At 64.0% G+C, this 22,361-nt stretch carries 20 protein-coding genes; 10 read left to right on the forward strand and 10 right to left on the reverse strand.

Going from position 1 to position 22,361, the window contains the following annotated elements:
- Positions 1–128 precede the first annotated feature (128 nt).
- From AC3CD9_RS09545 to AC3CD9_RS09560, 4 genes are all read left to right on the forward strand, one after another.
- Positions 129–623: a MarR family winged helix-turn-helix transcriptional regulator gene (locus AC3CD9_RS09545; protein WP_101594132.1), complete on the forward strand. Its 495-nt coding sequence runs from the start codon at positions 129–131 to the stop codon at positions 621–623.
- 85 nt (positions 624–708) lie between these two features.
- Positions 709–1,398: a GNAT family N-acetyltransferase gene (locus AC3CD9_RS09550; RefSeq protein WP_488367401.1), complete on the forward strand. Its 690-nt coding sequence runs from the start codon at positions 709–711 to the stop codon at positions 1,396–1,398.
- A 190-nt stretch (positions 1,399–1,588) separates the two neighbouring features.
- Positions 1,589–2,299: a hypothetical protein gene (locus AC3CD9_RS09555; RefSeq protein WP_172171087.1), complete on the forward strand. Its 711-nt coding sequence runs from the start codon at positions 1,589–1,591 to the stop codon at positions 2,297–2,299.
- Between the two features lie 153 nt (positions 2,300–2,452).
- The gene (locus AC3CD9_RS09560) at positions 2,453–3,808 is read left to right on the forward strand and encodes an FAD-dependent oxidoreductase (RefSeq protein ID WP_488367402.1); all 1,356 of its coding nucleotides are present in this window, start codon (positions 2,453–2,455) and stop codon (positions 3,806–3,808) included.
- Positions 3,809–4,110: 302 nt separating this feature from the next.
- Here AC3CD9_RS09560 and AC3CD9_RS09565 read toward each other — a convergent pair whose 3' ends face one another.
- From AC3CD9_RS09565 to AC3CD9_RS09585, 5 genes are all read right to left on the reverse strand, one after another.
- A complete protein-coding gene (locus tag AC3CD9_RS09565; RefSeq protein ID WP_488367403.1) occupies positions 4,111–4,551 on the reverse strand; it encodes a hypothetical protein in 441 nt (146 codons plus the stop codon).
- Complete coding sequence (locus tag AC3CD9_RS09570; RefSeq protein ID WP_488367538.1) at positions 4,548–5,651, reverse strand: adenosine deaminase; 1,104 nt, start codon at positions 5,649–5,651, stop codon at positions 4,548–4,550. The genes AC3CD9_RS09565 and AC3CD9_RS09570 overlap by 4 nt, the downstream gene beginning before the upstream one ends.
- 35 nt (positions 5,652–5,686) lie before the next feature.
- Entirely contained in the window at positions 5,687–6,853 is a 1,167-nt protein-coding gene (locus AC3CD9_RS09575; RefSeq protein WP_488367404.1) for a BMP family ABC transporter substrate-binding protein, read from the reverse strand.
- Positions 6,854–6,963: 110 nt separating this feature from the next.
- Complete coding sequence (locus AC3CD9_RS09580; protein ID WP_139470356.1) at positions 6,964–8,136, reverse strand: amidohydrolase; 1,173 nt, start codon at positions 8,134–8,136, stop codon at positions 6,964–6,966.
- 257 nt (positions 8,137–8,393) lie between these two features.
- Entirely contained in the window at positions 8,394–9,503 is a 1,110-nt protein-coding gene (locus AC3CD9_RS09585; protein ID WP_488367405.1) for a mannose-1-phosphate guanylyltransferase, read from the reverse strand.
- A 345-nt stretch (positions 9,504–9,848) separates the two neighbouring features.
- On the opposite strand from AC3CD9_RS09585, the gene sdhC reads away from it, so the two are divergent.
- The 6 genes from sdhC to AC3CD9_RS09615 all read left to right on the forward strand — a co-directional run bounded on the left by sdhC (position 9,849) and on the right by AC3CD9_RS09615 (position 15,646).
- On the forward strand, positions 9,849–10,226 hold the full coding sequence (gene sdhC / locus AC3CD9_RS09590) for a succinate dehydrogenase, cytochrome b556 subunit (protein WP_081770431.1): 378 nt from the start codon (positions 9,849–9,851) through the stop codon (positions 10,224–10,226).
- Between the two features lies 1 nt (position 10,227).
- On the forward strand, positions 10,228–10,677 hold the full coding sequence (locus AC3CD9_RS09595) for a succinate dehydrogenase hydrophobic membrane anchor subunit (protein ID WP_025778711.1): 450 nt from the start codon (positions 10,228–10,230) through the stop codon (positions 10,675–10,677).
- Between the two features lie 9 nt (positions 10,678–10,686).
- Positions 10,687–12,447 carry a succinate dehydrogenase flavoprotein subunit gene (gene sdhA / locus AC3CD9_RS09600; protein WP_139470358.1) on the forward strand — a complete coding sequence of 587 codons (1,761 nt, stop codon included), beginning with the start codon at positions 10,687–10,689 and terminating at the stop codon, positions 12,445–12,447.
- The gene (locus AC3CD9_RS09605; protein ID WP_101546859.1) at positions 12,447–13,235 is read left to right on the forward strand and encodes a succinate dehydrogenase iron-sulfur subunit; all 789 of its coding nucleotides are present in this window, start codon (positions 12,447–12,449) and stop codon (positions 13,233–13,235) included. The genes sdhA and AC3CD9_RS09605 overlap by 1 nt, the downstream gene beginning before the upstream one ends.
- A gap of 602 nt (positions 13,236–13,837) precedes the next feature.
- Positions 13,838–15,064: a D-alanyl-D-alanine carboxypeptidase family protein gene (locus AC3CD9_RS09610; protein WP_488367406.1), complete on the forward strand. Its 1,227-nt coding sequence runs from the start codon at positions 13,838–13,840 to the stop codon at positions 15,062–15,064.
- Between the two features lie 411 nt (positions 15,065–15,475).
- Positions 15,476–15,646 carry a hypothetical protein gene (locus tag AC3CD9_RS09615; protein ID WP_172171077.1) on the forward strand — a complete coding sequence of 57 codons (171 nt, stop codon included), beginning with the start codon at positions 15,476–15,478 and terminating at the stop codon, positions 15,644–15,646.
- Positions 15,647–15,769: 123 nt separating this feature from the next.
- Here AC3CD9_RS09615 and AC3CD9_RS09620 read toward each other — a convergent pair whose 3' ends face one another.
- The 5 genes from AC3CD9_RS09620 to nrdH all read right to left on the reverse strand — a co-directional run bounded on the left by AC3CD9_RS09620 (position 15,770) and on the right by nrdH (position 22,254).
- Positions 15,770–18,124 (reverse strand): FdhF/YdeP family oxidoreductase, encoded by a 2,355-nt coding sequence (locus tag AC3CD9_RS09620; protein WP_488367407.1) that lies wholly within the window; start codon positions 18,122–18,124, stop codon positions 15,770–15,772.
- 219 nt (positions 18,125–18,343) lie between these two features.
- Entirely contained in the window at positions 18,344–19,315 is a 972-nt protein-coding gene (gene nrdF, locus AC3CD9_RS09625) for a class 1b ribonucleoside-diphosphate reductase subunit beta (RefSeq protein ID WP_139908554.1), read from the reverse strand.
- 145 nt (positions 19,316–19,460) lie between these two features.
- Complete coding sequence (gene nrdE, locus AC3CD9_RS09630) at positions 19,461–21,587, reverse strand: class 1b ribonucleoside-diphosphate reductase subunit alpha (protein WP_488367540.1); 2,127 nt, start codon at positions 21,585–21,587, stop codon at positions 19,461–19,463.
- Between the two features lie 5 nt (positions 21,588–21,592).
- The gene (nrdI, locus tag AC3CD9_RS09635; RefSeq protein ID WP_488367408.1) at positions 21,593–22,006 is read right to left on the reverse strand and encodes a class Ib ribonucleoside-diphosphate reductase assembly flavoprotein NrdI; all 414 of its coding nucleotides are present in this window, start codon (positions 22,004–22,006) and stop codon (positions 21,593–21,595) included.
- Between the two features lie 2 nt (positions 22,007–22,008).
- On the reverse strand, positions 22,009–22,254 hold the full coding sequence (gene nrdH, locus AC3CD9_RS09640; protein ID WP_139470362.1) for a glutaredoxin-like protein NrdH: 246 nt from the start codon (positions 22,252–22,254) through the stop codon (positions 22,009–22,011).
- Between the last annotated feature and the right edge of the window lie 107 nt (positions 22,255–22,361).

Below are 22,361 nucleotides of genomic sequence, written 5' to 3' on the forward strand. Positions count from 1 at the left end.
GACAACCATATTCCCAAACGCACCCGTCCATCCAAACCTGCAGGTTAAACGGACCCTGAGAGTAAGGAATCTCTCGTCAAAAAGTATCTTTGCGCTCAAGATTCTTGATATGGACGTAAAATCGATTCATGGACGAAGTGGATCGAATAGTCGCAGCCTGGCGACGTGAGCGTCCGGATCTCGACGTCTCCCCGATGGAGATCCTCTCCCGAGTCTCGCGGCTGGCCAGGCAGTTGGACCTGGCACGGAAGTCGAGCTTCTCCGATTACGGAATCGAGGGATGGGCCTTCGACGTGCTCTCCGCCCTCCGCCGAGCCGGTGAGCCCTATCAGCTCTCTCCCTCGACCCTGCTGCAGGAGACGCTTGTCACGAGCGGCACCATGACCAATCGCATCGACCGTCTCGTCGCCCGCGGATGGGTGGAGCGTCGCCCCGATCCGGGTGATCGCCGCGGAGTGCTCGTCCACCTCACCGACAGCGGCCGCGCCACCGTCGACTCCGCTCTGGCGGACCTGCTCGTGAAGGAGCGCGAGATCCTCAGCGGCCTCACCCCCGCCGGCAGCCGCAAGCTCGCCGGACTTCTGCGCGAGCTGTCCACCGGCTTCGACGGCAGCGAAGACTGAACCCACCCCGAGCACAGTCACACCTGCCCAACCACAGGCACGGACGCACGAACCCCACCCGAACCCCGACGACGAGGACCCAGCCATGAACGACGACCTCACGAATTTCACCGGCGCACAGCCGCCTCGGCGCGAGCCCATCCACGGTCATTACGTCGATCTCGAACCCCTCGATCCTGCCGTCCACAGCGATGATCTGTTCGCTGCGGTCTCAGTTGCTGACGGGATCGAGGAGCGGTTCCGCTACCTGCCGCAGTCCCCGCAGACCGAACGCAGCGACTTCGACACCTGGATCGCCGAGGCGGCCGCCTCTTCCGATCCCCTCTTCTTCGCCGTCGTGGACCGATCCACCGGTCGAGCCGAGGGGCGGCAGGCACTGATGCGCATCGACACCGCCAACGGGGTCATGGAGATCGGGCACATCCTCTGGGGTCCGGCGCTGCGGCGGACGCGAGCAGCCACCGAGGCGCTCTTCCTCTGCGCCGATCTCGCCTTCGCCTCCGGTTTCCGCCGGTTCGAGTGGAAGTGCGATGACGCGAACGCCCCATCGAAAGCGGCCGCCGAACGCTTCGGGTTCACCTTCGAAGGAGTGTTCCGACAGCACGTCGTGTACAAGGGCCGCAACCGCGACACCGCGTGGTTCTCGATCATCGACAGCGAATGGCCGGCGCTGCGATCGGCGTATGAGCAGTGGCTCGACGAAGCGAACTTCGATGCCGCGGGCGGCCAGCGGCAGAGCCTGCGCGAACTCATCGCCGCACCACGCCGCGGCTGAGGCAGCAGGGTCGGGCGCCGCGGTTGGGCGGCCGGCCTGTGACGTCAGGGCCAGTGCCCGCCACCCGGGCGCAGAAGTCTCGCACCCGCGCTGCTTTCACCGCCTCGCCGCGCGTCCACCCGGGCTCGGACCGTCCCGCGCATTACGCTGGAAGCGACACCATTTGGACGCTGAGACACCTCGAGGAACCATGCGACTTCGCCCCCTTGCCCTGCTGTCCGCCGCAGCACTGCTGGCCACGACGACGGCCTGCGTGTCGACTCCCGATGAGACCCGACCCCAGCCGCGCCCCTCGGTGAGCAAGGAGGAGGTCACCCCGATCGAGACGCCAGACGATGCACCGAAGGTGTCCATCGTCGATTCCTCGCCGGGTGGGGCGAAGGACACCGACCCGCTGTGGCAGGGCCTCGCCGAGGCGGCCGAGAAGAAGACCGAGGCCTACCTCAAGGTCTACGTGCACACCGGCAACCCGGAAGTCCCCGACTCCGGCGAGACGACCGTGACCGCCGACAGCCCCGACAGCGTCAGCGTCACCGTCGACTCGAAGAACGTCGACGACGGTGCCTCCCCGTTCCTGCTCATCCACGGCACCTTCGAGGTCGAAGAGATCGGCAACTCGGCTTACACCCTCAAGACCGTCGATGACGAAGACATCCCCGAGCTCGACCCGAAGGGCCCGGATGACGAGAAGCGCTGCACCGCCGATGATGCCCAGGACCGCATCGGCCTGGCCGCCGACGACCTCGCCGAAGATCCCGGTCGTCGCGAGGAGTTCCGCCAACAGTGGGGCGGTTCGCCGCGCGTGTGGTGGGGCATCCAGATGACCGCTATCAGCCTCGGCGAAGAGGGCGGAGTCGCCGGCGACTACCTCACCGAAGCCTGCGGAGAGTTCCTCCAGTAGTCTCTGGGCACTCCTCGCCTCGCCTCGGTGCGTGTTAAGTGTGCGCAGATTGCCACTCTGAAGCCCGTTTTGGGCAATCTGCGCACACTTAACGCGTACCAACGGTCAACCGGCGGCGTCGCCACCCGGCGTTCTGCGTGCGACGATGAGTTCATGAAGATCGCTGTCATCGGAGCTGGGATCGGCGGACTCTCGACGGCCGTGGGACTGCAGAGGGCCGGCGCCGAGGTCACCGTGTTCGAACGTGCCCCCGAAGTGAGGGCCGGTGGTTCGGGACTGTCGATCTTCGCCAACGGGCTTGCCGCACTGGAGTCGCTCGGTCTGCGCGAGGCGTTCGACGCCGTGACCGACTCCAGCGTCGAAGGCTTCGCCGCAGGTCAGCGCCGCGCAGACGGGCACTGGATCGCTCAGGTGCCCGATGATTCGGTCGGTGCGCTGCGCATCGTCGACCGGGCTGACCTCCACCGCATCCTCCTCGATGCTCTGGCTCCTGGGACAGTGCGCACCGGCACCGAGGCGACGGCGACCGGCACCGACGGGACGCTGACTATCAGGGTCGGGTCCGCCGACGATTCGAGCACGATGGAGTCGATCGCAGAGCGTTTCGACCTCATCACCGGCGCTGACGGTCTGCGCAGCCGGGTCCGCACCGTCATCGACGGTGAACCGGTGGCACCGCGTTACTCCGGGTATTCCGCGTGGCGGGGCATCACCTCGGTGCCTGTGGATCTGTCCGGCGAGGCCGGGGAGTCTGTCGGGCACGGACGCCGCTTCGGCATCGCTCCCCTGGCCGACGGCCGCGTCTACTGGTTCGCTGTGGCGAATATGCCGCAGAACGCGGTCTTCGCCGATGAGAAGGCGACGATCGAGCAGATGTTCACAGGCTGGCACTCCCCCATCGCCGAGCTCATTGCCGCCACCCCCGCCGAGGAGGTCCGCCGCACCGCGATCTCCGACCTCTCCCGCCGGTTGCGTCGTTATCACCGCGGCCGAGTCGTCCTCCTCGGCGATGCCGCGCACGCGATGACGCCGAACCTCGGTCAGGGTGGCGGTCAGGCCCTCGAAGACGCAGCGACGCTCACCGTCCTGCTTGCCCCGCTGATCAGTGAGTCTCCGGGGCCCGAGGCGAATCGACCGGGGCGGATGGTGGACCAAGCCGAGATACCAGTCTCCGCTGCAGGTGCGGGAGCGGGCGCAGGTGCCAGAGCGGGCGCAGGTGCGAACTCTGCCGACGATGTGGGCACACGCGCCGGTGTGAACCCGGCCCACGACGCGGGCCCGCGCGCCTCAGCACCGGCAGACCTCGCTGCGGCACTCAGCCGCTATGACTCGCTGCGGCGTCCGCGGACGCAGTCGCTCGCACAGAAGTCTCGGCTGATGGGGCAGGTGTTCCAACTCGAATCGCAGCTGCTGGCGCGGCTGCGCAATGCCGTCTTCTCAGCGGTTCCGTCGCGACTCATCGCCGCTCAGGCCGCGAGCGTCCAGAAATGGTCACCACCGACGATGTGATGCCGCCTGTCGGCAGCCACTGGCGCACTGCGGACGGCGCTGTCGGTCGGAATCTGCCCAACCAGCACCGCTGACATGAATTAAGTGTGCGCAGATTGCCCATCAGACGCCGGATTTTGGCAATCTGCGCACAGTTAACGCGTTCTCCCAGCGGTGGCGGGTGGTTGCAACGGCTCGAATTCGAAAGAACGCAGGTCGCTATCGGATACCCAGCGCAGAACTCAGGTCGCTATCGGATACTTCTCTCGCTCGAAAGTATTCGATTGCGACCTACATTCGGACGAGTACCCGCTTAAACCTGCCTAGTCAGCCAGGGCTCGGTTGTAGGCGTCGACGACGGCGGGCAGGAAGAAGCCCAAGAGCACGGCGATGGCAGTGACCAGGCAGGCCAGCCCCAGCCACAGGGAACCGCCGATGACGCTGAAGGCGAAGACGATGACGAGCAGCTCGAAGGCGATCGCCGCCGGACGCGCCCACCGATGCAGACGCCAGGCGCCCCGGGCCGCGGCGCCGACACCGGCCGCGAAGATGAGGAACATGACGGCCAGACCGATCAGCGAAGCCGCCAAGGGACCGGCGGTGATCGCGGTGATGACGAACGACACCGCCGCACCGACCAGGGCCAGCGCCTGGATGCCGAGGACGGTCACGGGCAGCAGCATCGCCCGCGGGGTCGGAACGCCGTGCCCCTCAGGCTCCGGTGACGCACCGGACGCTGCGGCCCGGTCATTGTGTGAGCTCAAATGGTCACCCGGGCGAATCCGGGGATGAGGATCTCGTCGAGCATGCGCTCGCGCACATCCAGCGGCAGGAAGGCAGCGGTGATGGCATTGACCGTCGCCCATTCGAGGTCGGTCTGGTTCCAGCCGGCCTCGTCGACGAGGAGACGCATCTCACGCGACACCGAAGTGCCGGACATGAGTCGGTTGTCCGGGTTGATAGTGACAGCGAATCCGAGGTCTTTCAGCCCCGTGATCGGGTGACTGGCGATGGTGCCGCCGATGTCGGTCTGCAGATTGGAGCTCGGGCACAGCTCGAGCGGGATCTGCTGGTCGAGGACCCAGGCGGCGAGGCTGCCGAGCTGCCCCTGGCCGTCGACGATGTCCATGTCCTCGACGATGCGCGCACCATGGCCCAGACGCTGGGCGTGGCAGATGGTGACCGCCTCGTGGATGGATTCTTTGCCGGCAGCCTCACCGGCATGGATCGTCACCGGCACATAGGCCTGGTGCAGAGCGTTGAAGGCGGAGAGGTGCGCAGACGGCGGGAAGCCGTTCTCGGGTCCGGCGATGTCGAAGCCGACGACACCGGAATCCGCGCCCTTCTCACGATGGCGAATGGCCAGTTCGGCGATCGCCAGCGAGTTGTCGGCCTGGCGCATGGCCGTGATGAGCTGTCCGACGCGGATGTACTTGCCCTCGGCCGCGGCCTCGGAGACGCCGGCTTCCAGACCGTCCTGGACGGCTTCGACGACGGCGTCGAGTTCGAGTCCGCCTTCGAGGTGCTGTTCGGGAGCCCATCGGGCCTCGGCGTAGAAGACTCCGTCGGCCACCTGGTCGAGGACCCATTCCTTGGCCACGCGGCGCAGGTTGTCCTCGCTCTGCATGACCGCCACGGTGTGCGAGAACGTCTCGAGGTAGCGGACCAGGTCACCGGAGTTCGCGGATTCCGAGTACCACCGGCGCAGCGATTCGGCGTCGGAGGCGGGCAGAGTGTGACCGATCGAGTCGGCCAGTTCGAGCATCGTCGACGGGCGCAGACCGCCGTCGAGGTGATCGTGGAGGGAGACTTTGGGCAGCTGCAGGATGGGGTCGTCCGATGCGACGCCGGCGGGTACATTCATCACCGTCTCAGCTTATCCGATGCGGCGCGCGCCCCTCATCCTTTCTCCGGGTCGATCTCCCCGCTCTTGATCCGCTCACGCAGGTCCGTGATTCCGCGTCCGGCGTCGGAGACACGGGAGAGGAATCCGTCCTCGGCGACGATGCGCACTCCCCCGTTGTCGAGGGTGCCCCAGTAGTGGCGGTCGGCGACGCGGAACCCGCCGATCTCCTCGGGCCCGGTCTTCGGGGCGGGGGCCACCTCGTCGGGGTTCTTGCTCTGCGGCCAGTCGGGGAACATCGTGCGCAGTCCGCGGCGCACGTTCGGCTCCACTGTGGCCACGATCGCCTTGGAGAACCCGCCCGCGGTGCCGTACCAGACGACCTTCGGCAGGCTCGGTCCCTCGTCGTCGCCTTCGGGGCCCTGTGTGGCCGCGGTCAGGTCGGTCCGCTTCTCATCCGCCGAGGTGACCACCCCCATCGCGGCCGCCGATCCGAAGGGAACGAGCACATCGACATCGGCATCGAAGGACCGTTCGAAGTAGTCCTTCCCGGCATCGCGGGTATCGTCGATCACCCGAGGCGAACCGTTCGCCGAGGCGGCCCCACCCGAGGAGGGACGGTACGACTCCGCCTTCGGCAGGTCCTCGTCCTTCTCCTTGTTGTACAGGCCGACCCCGGCGTCGAAGGCGGCCAGGATGCGGTCGGACTGCGGGAACCCGTGCGCGACGACGACCCCGACCTTCCCCGTCTCCGAGGCTGTGGCCGCGGTGTATCCGGCGATGAACGCCGGCGGGACGAGGTCGAAATCCATGCTCAGCACGTTCTTCGGCAGGTCATCGGTGCCGCTGGAGACCCCGAGGAACAGATCGTCGGGGTGGGCGGCAGCGAAGTCCGCGAGCTCGTCCGCTCCCCCGGGGCCGATGACCGTGGTCAGAGCGCAGTCGTTTCTGTGCATCCGATCCAATGCCGCCGAGGTGGCCGACCCACCCGAGACACGTTGACTCGAGGTGCCCGAGAAGACCCCGGCCCCACGAGCCAGTTCCGCCTCCTCGAGGGTGAGGGCACCGGCGGAATGATCGTCGAAGCCGGCCGGAGCCGAGACGAGACAGCCCAGCCGTTCCTCTTCGAGGGCTTCGGGAGTCGTGACGGAGCAGCCGGCCAGCACCACGGTGCCCGCCGCGGCGACGACGGCAATGGAGGTGCTGCGGGCTCGGAGACTCATGACATCAAGATTATCGGCCCGGCATCTCGGCCGGGTAATCAGCGTGGACAGCCGGCGCAGCCGAGCAGCCACCGATCGCTGTCGAGTGGTCGCCGACCGTGACTGGTCGATCAGCGGTCGCGGTCGAGGACCTTGAGCGCGGTGGCGGTGAACACGCGGGCGGCGATCTCCACGGCGCGTTCGTCGATGAGCAGATCACCCTGGTGGATGTCGTAGGTGATGCCGCCGGGTGTGCGGGTGCCCAGGCGGATGAGCGCACCCGGGCAGTGGGTGAGGTACCACGCGAAGTCCTCCCCTCCCATGGACTGCGGGGTCAGCTGCACGGAGTTCTCGCCGAGCTCACCGCGGACGGCGGATTCGATGAGGGTGACCTGGTCTTCGGTGTTGACCACCGGTGGGACGCCTCGGCGGTGTTCGAGGTCGACCTCGACTCCGTAGGGTCCGGCGATGCGGTCGACGAGCTCGGGCAGCACCTCGGCGACCTGGTTCCAGCCGTCCACGTCGAGGCAGCGCAGGGTTCCGCGCAGAATCCCCTCGCTGGGAACGACGTTCGCTGCGTGACCGGCGCTGATCTCGCCCCACACCAGGGAGATCGCGTGCCGCGGATCGATCAGCCGACCCAGCGTCGAGGGCAGGTCGGTGGCGAGCTTGCCGAGCGCATAGACGAGGTCTTCGGTCAGATGAGGACGGGAGGTGTGCCCGCCATGACCGGAGAGGCGGATGATGACGGTGTCGCCAGCTGCGGTGATGGCGCCGATGCGCGAACCGACCTTGCCGATGTCGACGTTCGGGTCGCAGTGGACGGCATAGACCTCGGGCACATCGTCGAGGACGCCCTGTGAGATCACGCGCAGCGCGCCACCCGGGGTGACTTCCTCACCGGGCTGGAAGATCAGCCGCACGCGACCGCCGAGGCCGCCGGGCCGTGATTCGTGGATCTTCTGCAGGGCGATGCCGGCACCGATGAGGGAGGTCAGGTGAACGTCGTGGCCGCAGGCATGGGCGACGCCGGGAACAGTGGAACGGAATTCCTCGTCGATGAGGTCATCGACGGGCAGGGCGTCGATATCGGCGCGCAGCCCCACGGCCACCGGCCCCTCGCCGACCTCGCAGACGACGCCGGTGCCTTCGAGGCGCTGGGGACCCAGACCTGCGGCCTCGAGGCGGGCGACGATCTTGTCGGTGGTCTCGAACTCCTGGAAGGACAGTTCCGGATGGGCATGGATGTCGCGGCGGAAATCGATGAGTTCTGCACCGATCTCAGCGATTGTCGAGCTGATCACGTCGGGTCCTTCAGTGCGGGGAGGTCGGGGATGGGCGATGTCGAACATTTCAAGCAATGCTAGGCACTCGATGTCATAAATGTGCCCATTGCGACCAATTTCGACATACTTCGCATCCTGCTTCCCACCCTCGCCGAGGCGGCCGCCCCCTTCAGATCCGCCCACCCCTGGCGCGCACGACCAGGTTCAGGTCCGTCCGCACTTGCCGTGCCCGGCCAGGTTCAGGTCCGTCCACTCCCAGAGGCGGGCGGACGGGATCAGAGCAGTTCGTCGAGTCCGCGCTCACCGGCGACGGACACTGCCTTCTTCACATCCTGGGCGTGTGAACGGGAGGTGATGAGCAGGACATCGTCGGTGTCGACGACGACGAGGTCTTCGAGTCCGACGATCGCCACCGTCCTCGGTCCTTCGGAGAACACGACTCCCGATGCATCGACTTCGAGCAGATCGGTGTTCCCACCGATCGAGATCACTCCGCGCGGCTCCCCTGGAACCGGCTGGCGCAGTCGGGCCACCGAGTCGAAGTCGCCGACGTCGTCCCAGCCGAAGTCACCGGGGATGACGATGACACGACCGGCCGCGGCCGCGGGCTCGGCCACCACATAGTCGATGGCTCGCTTCTCCAGTCCGGGCCACACAGCACTGAGGACCTCGTCATGGTCAGGAGTGTCCCAGGCCTCGGCGATCCGGGCCAGTCCCGAATAGAGGAGCGGGTCCTCCTCGGCGAGGATGTCGAGAAGGGAGGACGCCTTGGCGATGAACATGCCCGCGTTCCAGCGGTAGCGTCCGGAATTCACATACCGACGGGCGGTGCTCGCCTCCGGCTTCTCCGCGAATGCCAGCGCCCGCCTGGCCGTGGGCGCCCCGTCGAGTCCGAGCAGGTCACCGGTCTCGATATAACCGTAGGCGGTGGCGGGATTTCGGGGCATGATGCCGATCGTGACGATGTCACCGGTCTCCGCGGCAGCGACGGCCTGGTCGATGACGAGACGGAATTCGTCGACGTTCGTGATCGAATGGTCGGCGGAGAACGAGCCGACGACGGCGTCGGGGTCCTCGCGGGCGATGATCATGGCCGCCAACCCGATGGCGGCGGCAGAGTCCTTCGGGGAGGGTTCGGTGATGATCTGGGCGCGGGCGATATGCGGCAGCTGCTCGGCGACCTGATCGAAATGGCTCTCACCGGTGACCACCCAGACCCTGTCTTCGCCGACGATCGGCGCGACCCGGTCCCAGGTGGCCTGGATGAGGCTGCGACCGAGGCCGAGGACATCGTGGAGGAACTTCGGCGTCGCCCGGCGAGACAGCGGCCACAGGCGCGTTCCGGATCCGCCGGCGGGGATGATGGCGTGGAAGTGCGTGTTCACGAATTCAGTGTCTCAGAGTTCGGGCACACCTTCCCCGAGGTTGCCCGCCGTGTCGGATGAGCCGATCCTCAAGGCTCCGGTGGGGATCTCCCCACCTCAGGACCGCCTCGGTGATGGTGTGCCCAAGTTCCTGGGCCGCCCAGGTCAGGACGGGACCGCAGCACTTTAGAGCACACCACTGTGATGTAATTGAAATTTCGTGAGACGGTGAATCCCAGTTTTGAGGGAATTGCCAGGGTTGCGGTGTGATCCCGGACGCTCAGCCGTGTCTCGACTGGCACGGAAGCGGTCTTCGGCGTAGTTTCTAGACGTACACACCCGAATATTCAAGATGGAGGATGCTCCGTGGCCAAAGCGTCTACGGGCACTCTGTACCGAGGAAACGAAGGAATGTGGTCCTGGGTCGCGCATCGCGTCACAGGCGTCGGAATCTTCTTCTTCCTTCTGGTCCACGTGCTCGATACTGCACTCGTCCGCGTCTCGCCCGAGGCCTACAACGCAGTGATCGGAACCTACAAGACACCGGTCATGGCATTCGGTGAGATCGCGCTCGTCGCCGCCATCGCATTCCATGCGTTCAACGGTCTGCGCGTCATTCTCGTCGATTTCTCGAAGAGTGGCCCGAAAAATCAGAAGAAGCTGTTCTGGGGAGTCATGGTTGTGTGGCTCATCATCATGATCGCCTTCATTCCCCGCCAGCTGATGCACACCTTCGGAGGCTGACATGAGCACAACATCCATTCCGGCTCCGCGGACCGGTTACTCCCGGCACAAGTCGACGCGTTCGAAGTTCGAGATGTTCGCATGGCTGTTCATGCGCATCTCCGGCGTCGTGCTCGTCATCCTCATCTTCGGCCACCTGTTCGTGAACCTGTGGGCCGGCGACGGCGTCCAGGCCATCGACTTCGGCTTCGTCGCAGGCAAGTGGGCCAGCCCGTTCTGGCAGATCTGGGATCTGCTCATGCTGTGGCTGGCGATGCTGCACGGCACCAACGGTCTGCGCACCATCATCATGGACTACTCCGAGAAGCCCGGCACACGCATGTCCCTGCAGGTGATCCTCTACATCGCCTCGGTCATCGTCATCGTGCTCGGCACGCTCGTCATCTTCACGTTCGATCCCTGCCCGGCCGGAGCGGACCCCTCGGTCCTGGCTGAGTTCTGCAAGGCCTAAAGGAGAAACATGCAGGTACATCATTACGACGTCGTCATCGTCGGTGCCGGCGGCGCCGGCATGCGTGCGGCGATCGAGTCGGGCCAGCGTGCCCGCACCGCCGTTCTCACCAAGCTCTACCCCACCCGTTCGCACACCGGTGCCGCCCAGGGCGGAATGTGCGCCGCACTGGCGAACGTGGAAGAGGACAACTGGGAATGGCACACCTTCGACACCGTCAAGGGCGGTGACTACCTGGTCGACCAGGACGCCGCCGAGGTGATGGCCAAGGAAGCCATCGACGCCGTCCTCGATCTCGAGAAGATGGGGCTGCCGTTCAACCGCACCCCCGAAGGCAAGATCGACCAGCGTCGTTTCGGCGGTCACACCCGCGACCACGGCAAGTCCGCCGTGCGCCGCTCCTGCTACGCCGCCGACCGCACCGGTCACATGATCCTCCAGACCCTGTACCAACAGTGCGTCAAGCACGGCGTGGAGTTCTACAACGAGTTCTACGTCCTCGACCTCCTCATGACCGAGGTCGACGGGGTCAAGCGCCCCGCAGGCGTCGTGTCCTACGAACTGGCCACCGGTGAGATCCACGTCTTCCAGGCCAAGTCGGTCGTCTTCGCCACCGGCGGTGTCGGCAAGGTCTTCAAGACCACCTCGAATGCACACACCCTGACCGGTGACGGCATGGCCGTGACCTACAACCGCGGAATCCCGCTGGAGGACATGGAGTTCTTCCAGTTCCACCCGACGGGCCTCGCCGGCCTGGGCATCCTGCTGTCCGAGGCGGCTCGCGGTGAGGGCGGAATCCTCCGTAACTCCGAGGGTGAGCGCTTCATGGAGCGCTACGCCCCGACGATCAAGGACCTCGCCCCGCGTGACATCGTGGCCCGTTCGATGGCCAACGAGGTGCGCGAAGGCCGTGGCTGCGGACCGAACAAGGACTACGTCCTGCTCGACCTCACTCACCTCGAGCCCTCACACATCGACGAGAAGCTGCCGGACATCACCGAGTTCGCCCGCACCTACCTCGGTGTGGAGCCCTACACGGAGCCGGTGCCGGTCTTCCCGACGGCACACTACGCGATGGGCGGCATCCCGACGAACATCGAAGCCGAAGTCCTCGCCGACAACGACACCGTCATCCCCGGCCTCTACGCCGCCGGTGAATGCGCCTGCGTGTCGGTGCACGGTTCGAACCGTCTGGGCACGAACTCGCTGCTCGACATCAACGTCTTCGGCAAGCGCGCCGGCATCGCCGCTGCGGAATACGCGAAGACCGCCGAGTCCGTCGAACTGCCCGAGAACCCGGCGAACGACGTCGTCGAGATGCTCGAGAAGATGCGCACCTCGGACGGCACCGAACGCATCGCGGCGATCCGCAAGGATCTGCAGGACATCATGGACGCCAACGTGCAGGTGTTCCGCACCGACGAGACTCTGCGTGACGCTCTCGACGAGATCGCAAAACTGCGCGAGCGCTACAACAACGTGGGCATCCAGGACCGCGGCAAGCGCTACAACCTCGATCTGCTCGAGGCCGTCGAGCTCGGCTTCCTGCTCGAGCTCGCCGAGGTCATCTCTGTCGCCGCCATCCACCGCAAGGAATCGCGTGGAGGACACTTCCGCGAAGACTTCCCGGATCGTGACGACGAGAACTTCATGCACCACACGATGACCTACCTCGATCCCGAAGCGGAGACCGACGGCATCAAGGGCATGCGTCTTGAGACGAAGCCCGTCATCGTCACCCGTTACCAGCCGATGGAGCGTAAGTACTGATGAGCACCGATACCACCCCAGAGCCAGCGTCGAAGATCGACCTGCCGACACACGTGTCAGGCGAAGGCGGGTCCATCCCGTCCTTCGACTGCACCTTCCGGATCGCTCGCTTCGACCCCGAGGTCGATTCCGAGCCGCACTGGGAGGAATACAGCATCACGATGTACGGCACCGACCGTGTGCTGGATGCTCTCCACAAGATCAAGTGGGAGATCGACGGTTCGCTGTCCTTCCGCCGGTCATGCGCCCACGGCGTCTGCGGTTCCGATGCGATGCGCATCAACGGCCGCAACCGTCTGGCCTGCAAGACTCTGCTCAAGGACCTCGACACGTCCAAGCCGATCACCGTCGAGGCGATCAAGGGCCTTCCGCTCGAGAAGGACATGATCGTCGACATGGAGCCCTTCTTCCAGTCGTACCGCGAGGTCATGCCGTTCCTCGTCACCTCGGGACACGAGCCCACGCGTGAGCGTCTGCAGTCGGCCGAACAGCGTGCGGCCTTCGACGACACCACGAAGTGCATCCTCTGCGCTGCGTGCACCTCGTCGTGCCCCGTGTTCTGGACCGACGGCCAGTACTTCGGTCCGGCCGCGATCGTCAACGCGCACCGCTTCATCTTCGATTCGCGTGACGAAGGCGGAGACATGCGTCTCGAGGTCCTCAACGACAAGGAAGGCGTGTGGCGCTGCCGCACCACCTTCAACTGCACCGAGGCCTGCCCTCGCGGCATCGAGATCACCAAGGCCATCGCCGAGGTGAAGCAGGCGATCCTGCAGCGCGCCTTCTGATCGCGCCAGCCTGATCCGGACTGCAGCGGCCCCGCACCACACGGTGCGGGGCCGCTTTCGTCTGTCCCGCCTCGGTGGGTGGGGCGCTGCTTCGGTGGGTGGAGTGCCACCTCGGTCGGGATGCGGCCTCGGTGGGTGGGGTGCAGCCTCGGTGGAGGTGCGGCCTCGGTGGGGTGCAGCCTCTGTGGAGGTGCGGCCTCGGGGAGGCGGGGACAACTCCCTCACATACACGGTTGAAGTCGGAGAGCACTGATTTGAACATGTGCCACTCGACTTCAACCGTGCTTTTACGGAAGTGGCCCCGCCGCTTCGACAGCGCTCCAGCCGGATTTCGGTACACAGTTCTCTCAAATGCACAGTGAGGCACCTGAGCAGTCCGAAAGAATCTGTACCAAAAGCTCACTCGAGCCGCAGGGAGGGCACCTCTACCAGTGGGGACGCCTCGGTGAGTGCCGCGCCGGTGGGTGCCGCACCGGTGGAGATGCATCGGAGCGAGGTGTCACCACGGTGGGGACGACTCAGTAGGGACGCCTCGGTGATTGTTCGTCCCGGTGAGGGAATCCTGAAGACGAGCTGCTCGCGGCGAAAGTAGACTGGTGCGCATGCGTTTCACCCGCTCGACTGCTTCCTCACTACACAGCCTGCCCCTGAGCATCCTCGGCTTCGCCGCCGCACTGCTGATGCTCGCCGCGCAGCTCGTCCACTCCCCCGCCCCCGCACACGCGGTGCCGCAGCCGGCGGAGTCGACAGCACCGGCATATGTCAGTCCAGAGGACCTCGGTGACGGCGCGAAGCCCCCGAAGCCGACGGGCACGTCCTGGTTGGTGGGCGACCTCGACTCCGGAGAACTGCACGTGGCGAAGAATGTGGAGAAGCGGCACGCTCCGGCGTCGACGATCAAGCTGCTCACGGCTCTGGCGCTCGTGGACGAGTTCGACGACAAGAAGAAGAAAGTGACCGCCGAGTTCGAGGACATGGAAGTCGATGGGACGAAGGTCGGTCTCATGCAGACGAACAAGTACTCCATCGATCTGCTCTTCCACGCGATGCTGATGTCGAGCGCCAACGATGCGGCGAATGCTCTGGGTCGTGCAGCCGGTGGGCAAGACAAGGCAGTGAAGCTGATGAACGAGAAGGCCGCCGAGCTGGGCATGTCGAATACGCAGGCGAAGAACACCTCGGGACTCGATGCAAAGGGCCAGTACACGACCGCTGAGGACCTCATGAAGCTCGCGTGGGCGGTGTGCGAAGACGAATACCTCATGAAGGTCATCGGCACGGAGACGTTCAAATTCCCGGGCGGAAAGAACCCGCAGACGAAAGAGAAGTTCAAGGGCTACGAGATCCAGAACCATACGAAGATCGTCGGCCAGGTCGACGGCGGGCTGGGCCTGAAGAACGGGTTCACTCGGGCGGCGAAGGGCTCGTACGTGGCCGTGGCCGAGCGCGACGGGCACCGTGTGGTCGCGACGATGCTCGGCATCGACAACAACTCTCGCCAGGTCGCCGTGGACCTGCTCGACTGGGATTTCGCCCAGAAGGACCCGAAATCGCTGCAGACCGTGCCCGTCGGGGTTCAGGCCACCGCCGAGGCGGCCCCCACCGCCACTGGCAGCTCGAGTGATGCCGGGGGCGCCGAATCGGATTCGAGCGGAACGACGGAGTCCCAGAAGTCCGATGAATCGGAGTCATCCATGGCGTCCCAGACCGTCGGTGCAGCACTGGACAATCCCCTGGCGCTCGTCCTCTTGGCGGGTGGGGTCGTGCTCTTCATCGCCACGGTGATCCTGTGGCTGCGACTCCGGGCACGGTTGCAGGGCCGACGATAGGGGCATTCAGAGCCTCCTCGGCCAGAGGCCGGCAAAAACGATTTGCAGGTCCACCACGGCGAGAGGATCAACGGTAAGGTTCGGTGCCGCCTCGGCGAGATGGCCGGAGGTAAGGTCGGCCTGAGCCTAGGGTTCTGACCTCAATTAGACAACGTCGACATAGACGCGTTACGCTTACAACTTGCGTTCGAAGTTGTCCGCATTCATCGAACTGATCGTTGCGTTGCTCCTGACGACAAGCTTTTGAAGTCGTAGGCCCCGATCATGGTTCGACTTTGCAGATGAATGTTCCGGACACTGTGTCTCTTCGAATCGCAGATCCCCATGGCGATCACCCAATCGCCGTATTGAGAACCTGAAGAATAGCGCGCGTCGTTGCCTGCTATTCACAACTGAAGAAAGGAGGGAACCATGTCTGAGTTCCCACAGTGGGTCCAGCGCGGACTCGCACACGCAGGATTGATCGATCCCCGGATCAGCCGTCAGGCTCCTGGTGAGATCACGATCAAGGATGCGACCGGTCGAGTTGTGCTGTTCACCGGCACCTCGCTGCGTGAGATCACGCCGATGGCCGCCGCCTGACCGAACCTCGGTCGCCCTGATCTGCAGGGATCGGCATGGCCCGACCGGGCCGGACTGATCCTCACTGATTGAGAAGACGCCCACTTGCTGCCGGGTTTTACGCAGCAGGTGGGCGTCTGTCGTTCACCCATGCGCGTCAACGAGGCTGTGGATCTCTGCAGGTTCCTCGTCATCGGTGCGTGGCTCGAACCGCACCATAACGGCTTTGAATCCCGGAGTGTTCGACTCTCTGGCCACGAGGTCCCGGTGAACCAACGCGTTCGCCTCCGGATAGTAGGCAGCGACACAGCCGCGGGCCGTCGGATAGGCGACCATCCGGAATTTCTCCGCCCGTCGCTCTTCCCCGTTGAAGACCGAGACGACATCGACGAGCTGACCGTCGTCGACACCGGCAGGGCCGAGATCGGCAGGATTGATGAGAATCACCCTGCGCCCGCCCGAGATTCCCCGATAGCGATCGTCGAGCCCGTAGAAGGTCGTGTTGTATTGATCGTGCGAGCGCATCGTCTGCAGCACCAGGTGTCCCTCCGGCGGCAGCAGATATTCGAGTTCGCGCGTGCTGAACTGCGCCCGTCCTTCGGCTGTCGCGAAAGTCCGTGTATCACGGGGCGGATTGGGCAGAACGAAGCCGTATTTGTCCCGCACGCGGCGGTTGAAGTCCTCGGTGCCTTCCACGACCCGTGAGATGCGGTCGCGGATGACGTCATAGTCTTCGGCCATCGCCCTCCAGTCGATAACGTGATCGGGTCCGAAGACCGCCTCGGCGATCCGGGCCAGCAGCACCGGTTCGGCAAGGAGGTGGTCGGAGACCGGCTCGAGCCGACCTTGGGTGCGGCTGACGACCGACATGGAGTTCTCGACCGAGAGGAACTGTGCTCCTCCGGGGTGCTTGTCATCCTTGTCGGTGCGTCCGAGCGTCGGGAGGATGATCGACGTCTTGCCGTGGACGACATGGGAACGGTTGGGCTTCGTGGAAATATGCACGGTGAGGCCTGTGCGTTTGAGTCCGGCCTCCATTGCGGCGGTGTCGGAGTTGGCCATGGCCAAGTTCCCGCCCAAGGACATGAACACGTCGACGTCTCCGCGGGCCATGGCATGCATCGCCTCTGTGGAGTCATAGCCGTGCCTCCGGGGCGCATTGATGCCGAATTCGGCATCCAGGCGCTGTAGGAAGTCCTCCTTCGGCTTCTCCCAGATCCCGAAGGTGCGGTCGCCCTGGACATTCGAGTGCCCCCGCACCGGGCAGGCCCCTGCCCCGGGCTTACCGAAATTGCCCTGGAGCAAGAGCAGGTTGATGATCTCTTTGATCGTGTCGACCGAATGAGGCTGCTGCGTGATGCCCAATGCCCAGCAGAAGATCGTTGCCCTCGACTTCGCCAGCAGATCCGCGACGTGTTCGATCTCGGCTCGTTCGAGACCGGTGGCGAGCTCTGTCTCCGCCCAGTTGAGCTCCTGCCTGGCTTCCGAGTAGGCGGCGAAACCGTCAGTGGAGGATTCGATGAAGTCCCGGTCGACGACCGTTCCCGGAGTCTCTGCTTCCTTCTTCAACAGCAGGTGTCCGAGCGCTTGGAAGAGCGCTTGGTCTCCCCCGACCCGGATCTGGAGGATTTCGTCACTGGTCCGCTCCCCGTCGGCCAGCAGGCCCTTTGGCGTCTGCGGATCCTTGAAGCGGAGAAGCCCCGCCTCGGGCAGCGGATTGACCGCGACGACCTTGCCGCCGTTGCGCCGGCACTCGGCGAGCGTGCCGAGCATACGCGGATGATTCGTCCCCGGGTTCTGCCCGACGACGAAGATCAGTTCGGCTTTCTCGAGATCCTGAAGTGAGACGGTTCCTTTGCCGATGCCGATCGTCGGAGACAGTGCCGTGCCGGAGGATTCGTGGCACATGTTCGAACAGTCGGGAAGATTGTTCGTTCCCAGGCTGCGGGCAAACAGCTGGTAGAGGAACGCTGTCTCATTGGGAGTGCGACCGGAGGTGTAGAAGACCGACCGGTCGGGTTCGGTGGCGCGGAGGTGCTCGGCGATGGTCTCGAAGGCCTCGGCCCAGGAGATTGGTGAGTAGTGCGACTCCCCTTCGCGGATGATCATCGGATGGGTGATGCGGCCGGATTGGCCGAGCCAGTACTCCGTCTTCTGCTCGAGCACGGAGATGGGGTGCTGCTCCCACCAGCCGGGGGTCGCCACCCGGGTCGTGTTCTCCTCAGCGAGCGCCTTCGCCCCGTTTTCGCAGAACTCGATCTTCTTCCGATCACCGGTGATCGATTCCGGCCACGCACAGCCTGGGCAGTCGACGCCGTCAGGCTGATTGACGCGGAACATCGACCGTACGGTCCGGCTCGCGCCGCCCTGTTTGAGTCCGCGTTCGAAGGCAACCTCGACAGCTTTGAGTCCCGCTGCCGCGGTCTTCGGTTCGCTGATGACAAGATCGTTCTCGTCGATATCATCGAATTCGACTCGGCGTCCACGTACGTTCGACACTGACGATCACCTCTGACCTCGGCGGACTTGATTCCGATGATCGTATCTGAGCCGAGTCATAGTACCCGAACCACGAGGAAAGAATCTCGCATTCCGAACATTCCGCCTGACGCTCATCGAACAACCGCCCCGGTCCACGAACAGCGAGGCGGCCCATCCAAACATTTTCCGTCTGGATGGGCCGCCTCGATGCTGAAAAGTCAGGTCAGGGCTGAGGACTCAGAAGTCCCAGTCGTCGTCTTCGGTGTTCTCGGCCTTGCCGATGACGTAGGACGATCCCGAACCTGAGAAGAAGTCGTGGTTCTCGTCGCTGCCGGGCGAGAGAGCCGCGAGGATGGCCGGGTTGACCTTCGTGACCTCCTTGGGGAACATCGCTTCGTAACCGAGGTTCATCAGCGCCTTGTTGGCGTTGTAGTGGAGGAACATCTTGCAGTCCTCGGACAGTCCCACGGGATCGTAGAGATCGTGGGTGTAGGCGACCTCGTTCTCGTAGAGCTCGAACATGAGGTTCATCGTGTAGTCCTTGAGCTCCTGCTTGCGCTCTTCGGACTGCGATTCCAGACCCTTCTGGTACTTGTAGCCGATGTAGTAGCCGTGCACAGCCTCATCGCGGATGATCAGACGGATGAGGTCAGCGGTGTTCGTCAGTTTGGCGTGTGCCGACCAGTACATGGGCAAGTAGAAGCCGGAGTAGAAGAGGAAGGACTCGAGCAGCGTCGAGGCGACCTTGCGCTTGAGCGGATCGTCACCCCGGTAGTAGCTGAGGATGATATCCGCCTTCGACTGCAGGTACTTGTTCTCACGCGACCAGCGGAAGGCCTCGTCGATCTCCTTCGTCGAGCACAGGGTCGAGAAGATCGAAGAGTACGACTTCGCGTGCACGCTCTCCATGAACGCGATGTTCGTCAGCACCGCCTCTTCGTGCGGGGTGACCGCATCCGGGATGAGCGAGATCGCACCGACGGTGCCCTGGATCGTGTCGAGCAGGGTCAGACCGGTGAAGACGCGCATCGTCAGCGTCTTCTCATCGTCGGTGAGAGTCGCCCAGGACTGGATGTCGTTGCTCAGCGGGACCTTCTCCGGCAGCCAGAAGTTGCCGGTCAGGCGATCCCAGACCTCGTCATCGATCGGATCGACGACGCGGTTCCAGTTGATGGCATCGACATGCGATGCCAGAGTCAGATTCTCCAACGCTTTCTCTCTTCCCAAAGTGCTGTTCGTCGTAAGTACGTGCTGTCTGCGCGGCAGACGAAAGTCATGTGTTCGGGCCCAGCCGGCGGCTTGGGGCCCGCACGAGGCCGGCGGACCGATTCACATCGGTCCGCCCATTCCATCATCAGAGCATGCAGGAGACGCAGCCATCGACTTCAGTGCCCTGCAGAGCGAGCTGCCGGAGCCGGATGTAGTAGATGGTCTTGATGCCCTTGCGCCACGCGTAGATCTGCGCCTTGTTGATGTCACGAGTGGTGGCGGTGTCCATGAAGAACAGTGTCAGCGACAGCCCCTGGTCCACGTGCTTCGTGGCCTCGGCATACGTGTCGATGATCTTCTCGTAGCCGATCTCGTAGGCATCCTGGTAGTACTCGAGATTGTCATTGTCCATGAAGGGAGCCGGGTAGTACACACGGCCGACCTTGCCCTCCTTGCGGATTTCGATCTTCGAGGCCACCGGGTGGATCGACGAGGTCGAGTTGTTGATGTACGAGATCGAACCGGTCGGCGGCACGGCCTGGAGATTCTGGTTGTAAATGCCGTGCTCGGCAACTTGAGCCTTGAGCTCGCGCCAGTCGTCCTGGGTCGGGATGTGCACGCCTGCTTCGGAGAACAGCTCGGTCACGCGAGCGGTCCGCGGCTGCCAGACCTCATCGGTGTACTTGTCGAAGTATTCGCCGGTGGCGTACTTCGACCGCTCGAAGCCGGCGAAGGTCTCACCGCGCTCCTTCGCGATTTCCATCGACGCCCGCACACAGTGGTAGGCGACGGTGTAGAAGTACATGTTCGTGAAGTCCAGGCCCTCATCGGAACCGTAGTAGATGTGCTCACGAGCGAGGTAGCCGTGGAGGTTCATCTGCCCCAGGCCGATGGCATGCGACATGTCGTTGCCGCGGGCGATCGAAGGCACGGACTGGATGTTCGAGGTCTCGGCGACCGCGGTGAGTCCGCGGATCGCGGTCTCGATGGTCTGCCCGAAGTTGCTCGAGTCCATCGTCAGAGCGATGTTGAGCGAACCGAGGTTGCAGGAGATGTCCTTGCCGACGACGTCATAGCCGAGATCGTCGTCGTACTTGCTCGGTTCGGAGACCTGGAGGATCTCCGAGCACAGGTTGGACATGATGATCTTGCCGTCGATCGGGTTCGCCTTGTTGACGGTGTCCTCGAACATCACGTACGGGTAGCCGGACTCGAACTGGATCTCGGCCAGAGTCTGGAAGAACTCGCGGGCGTTGATCTTCTTCTTCTTGATCGCCGCGTTGTCGACGAGCTCGGTGTACTTCTCGGTGACGTTGATGTCGGAGAAGGGCACACCGTAGACGCGCTCGACGTCATAGGGGCTGAAGAGGTACATGTCCTCGTTGCGCTTGGCCAGTTCGAAGGTGATGTCCGGGATCACGACACCCAGGGACAGGGTCTTGATCCTGATCTTCTCATCGGCGTTCTCGCGCTTGGTGTCGAGGAACTTGTAGATGTCGGGGTGGTGGGCGTGCAGGTACACAGCACCGGCACCCTGGCGGGCTCCGAGCTGGTTGGCGTAGGAGAACGAGTCCTCGAGCAGCTTCATGACGGGGATGACGCCCGAGGACTGGTTCTCGATCTTCTTGATCGGGGCACCGGACTCACGGATGTTCGTCAGCGCGAAGGCCACACCGCCGCCGCGCTTGGACAGCTGCAGAGCGGAGTTGATGGACCGGCCGATCGACTCCATATTGTCTTCGATGCGCAGCAGGAAGCAGGAGACGAGCTCACCGCGCTGCCTCTTGCCGGCGTTGAGGAACGTCGGGGTGGCCGGCTGGAAGCGACCGGAGATGATCTCGTCGACGAGCTGGGTGGCCAGAGTCTCGTCTCCGCGTGCCAGGAAGAGGGCAACCATGACGACGCGGTCCTCGAAGCGTTCGAGGTAGCGCTTTCCGTCGAAGGTTTTCAGCGTGTAGGAGGTGTAGAACTTGAACGCGCCGAGGAAGGTCTGGAAGCGGAACTTCTGATCGTAGGCGCGCGTCGAGAGCTGCTCGATGAACTCGAACGAGTACTGCTCCAGGACCTCGGGCTCGTAGTAGTCCTTCTCGACGAGGTAGTCGAGCTTCTCCTTGAGGTTGTGGAAGAAGACGGTGTTGTTGTTCACGTGCTGCAGGAAGTACTGCCGGGCAGCCTGCTTGTCCCGCTCGAACTGGATCCTGCCGTCTTCGTCGTACAGGTTCAGCATCGCGTTGAGCGCGTGGTAATCCAGATCCGTCTCTTCGCGGATGATGTCCTCTACATTGCGGTCTTCAGCGAGCTCGCGCACAGTTTGTCCAATCCTAGGTTGACAGCGTCGACATCTTCCTGAGTGCCCAGGAGTTCGACTCGATACATGAGGGGTACTTGACACTTTTCCGCGACCTTGAAGGCCGCGCGGCAGTAGTCCATGCCGAAGTTCGTGTTTCCGGCGCCGATGACACCGACCAGATGGCGCCGGTTCTCTTCGACATTGAGGAACTTGATGACTTGTTTGGGAACAGCCCCACGATTGCGACCGGCCCCATAGGTGGGGGTGACGAGAACGAATGGCTCATCCACTCGCAACGTCGGCTCCTTGGTCAACGTCGGCAACCGCACTGCCGGGTGACGCAGCTTCGCGACGAAGCGGTGCGTGTACTCGGAGTTGGCGGAGAAGTAGACCAGCAGCATTGTCAGGCCACGACGGACGCAGACTGTTCGCCGCTCAGGGTGGCGATCTTGTCCGGACGGAAGCCCGACCAGTGATCGTTGTCGGTGACGACGACCGGAGCCTGCATGTAGCCCATGGCCTTGACGACATCGAGGGCGTTCTCGTCGACGCTGAGATCCACCGACTTGTACTTCAGGCCCTTGGCGTCGAGAGCACGGTAGGTGGCGTTGCACTGGACGCAAGCTGGCTTGGTGTACACGGTGATCATGACGACTCCTTCATTCTGCTGTGCAGTTCGGCATTCTGATGGCTGTGACCGTGTCCCGTCAACTGCTCGATCATGATGAATATCACGAGGCGCAGGCTCAGGGGTGA

This window comes from Brevibacterium sp. MGP-B1 (assembly GCF_057766545.1).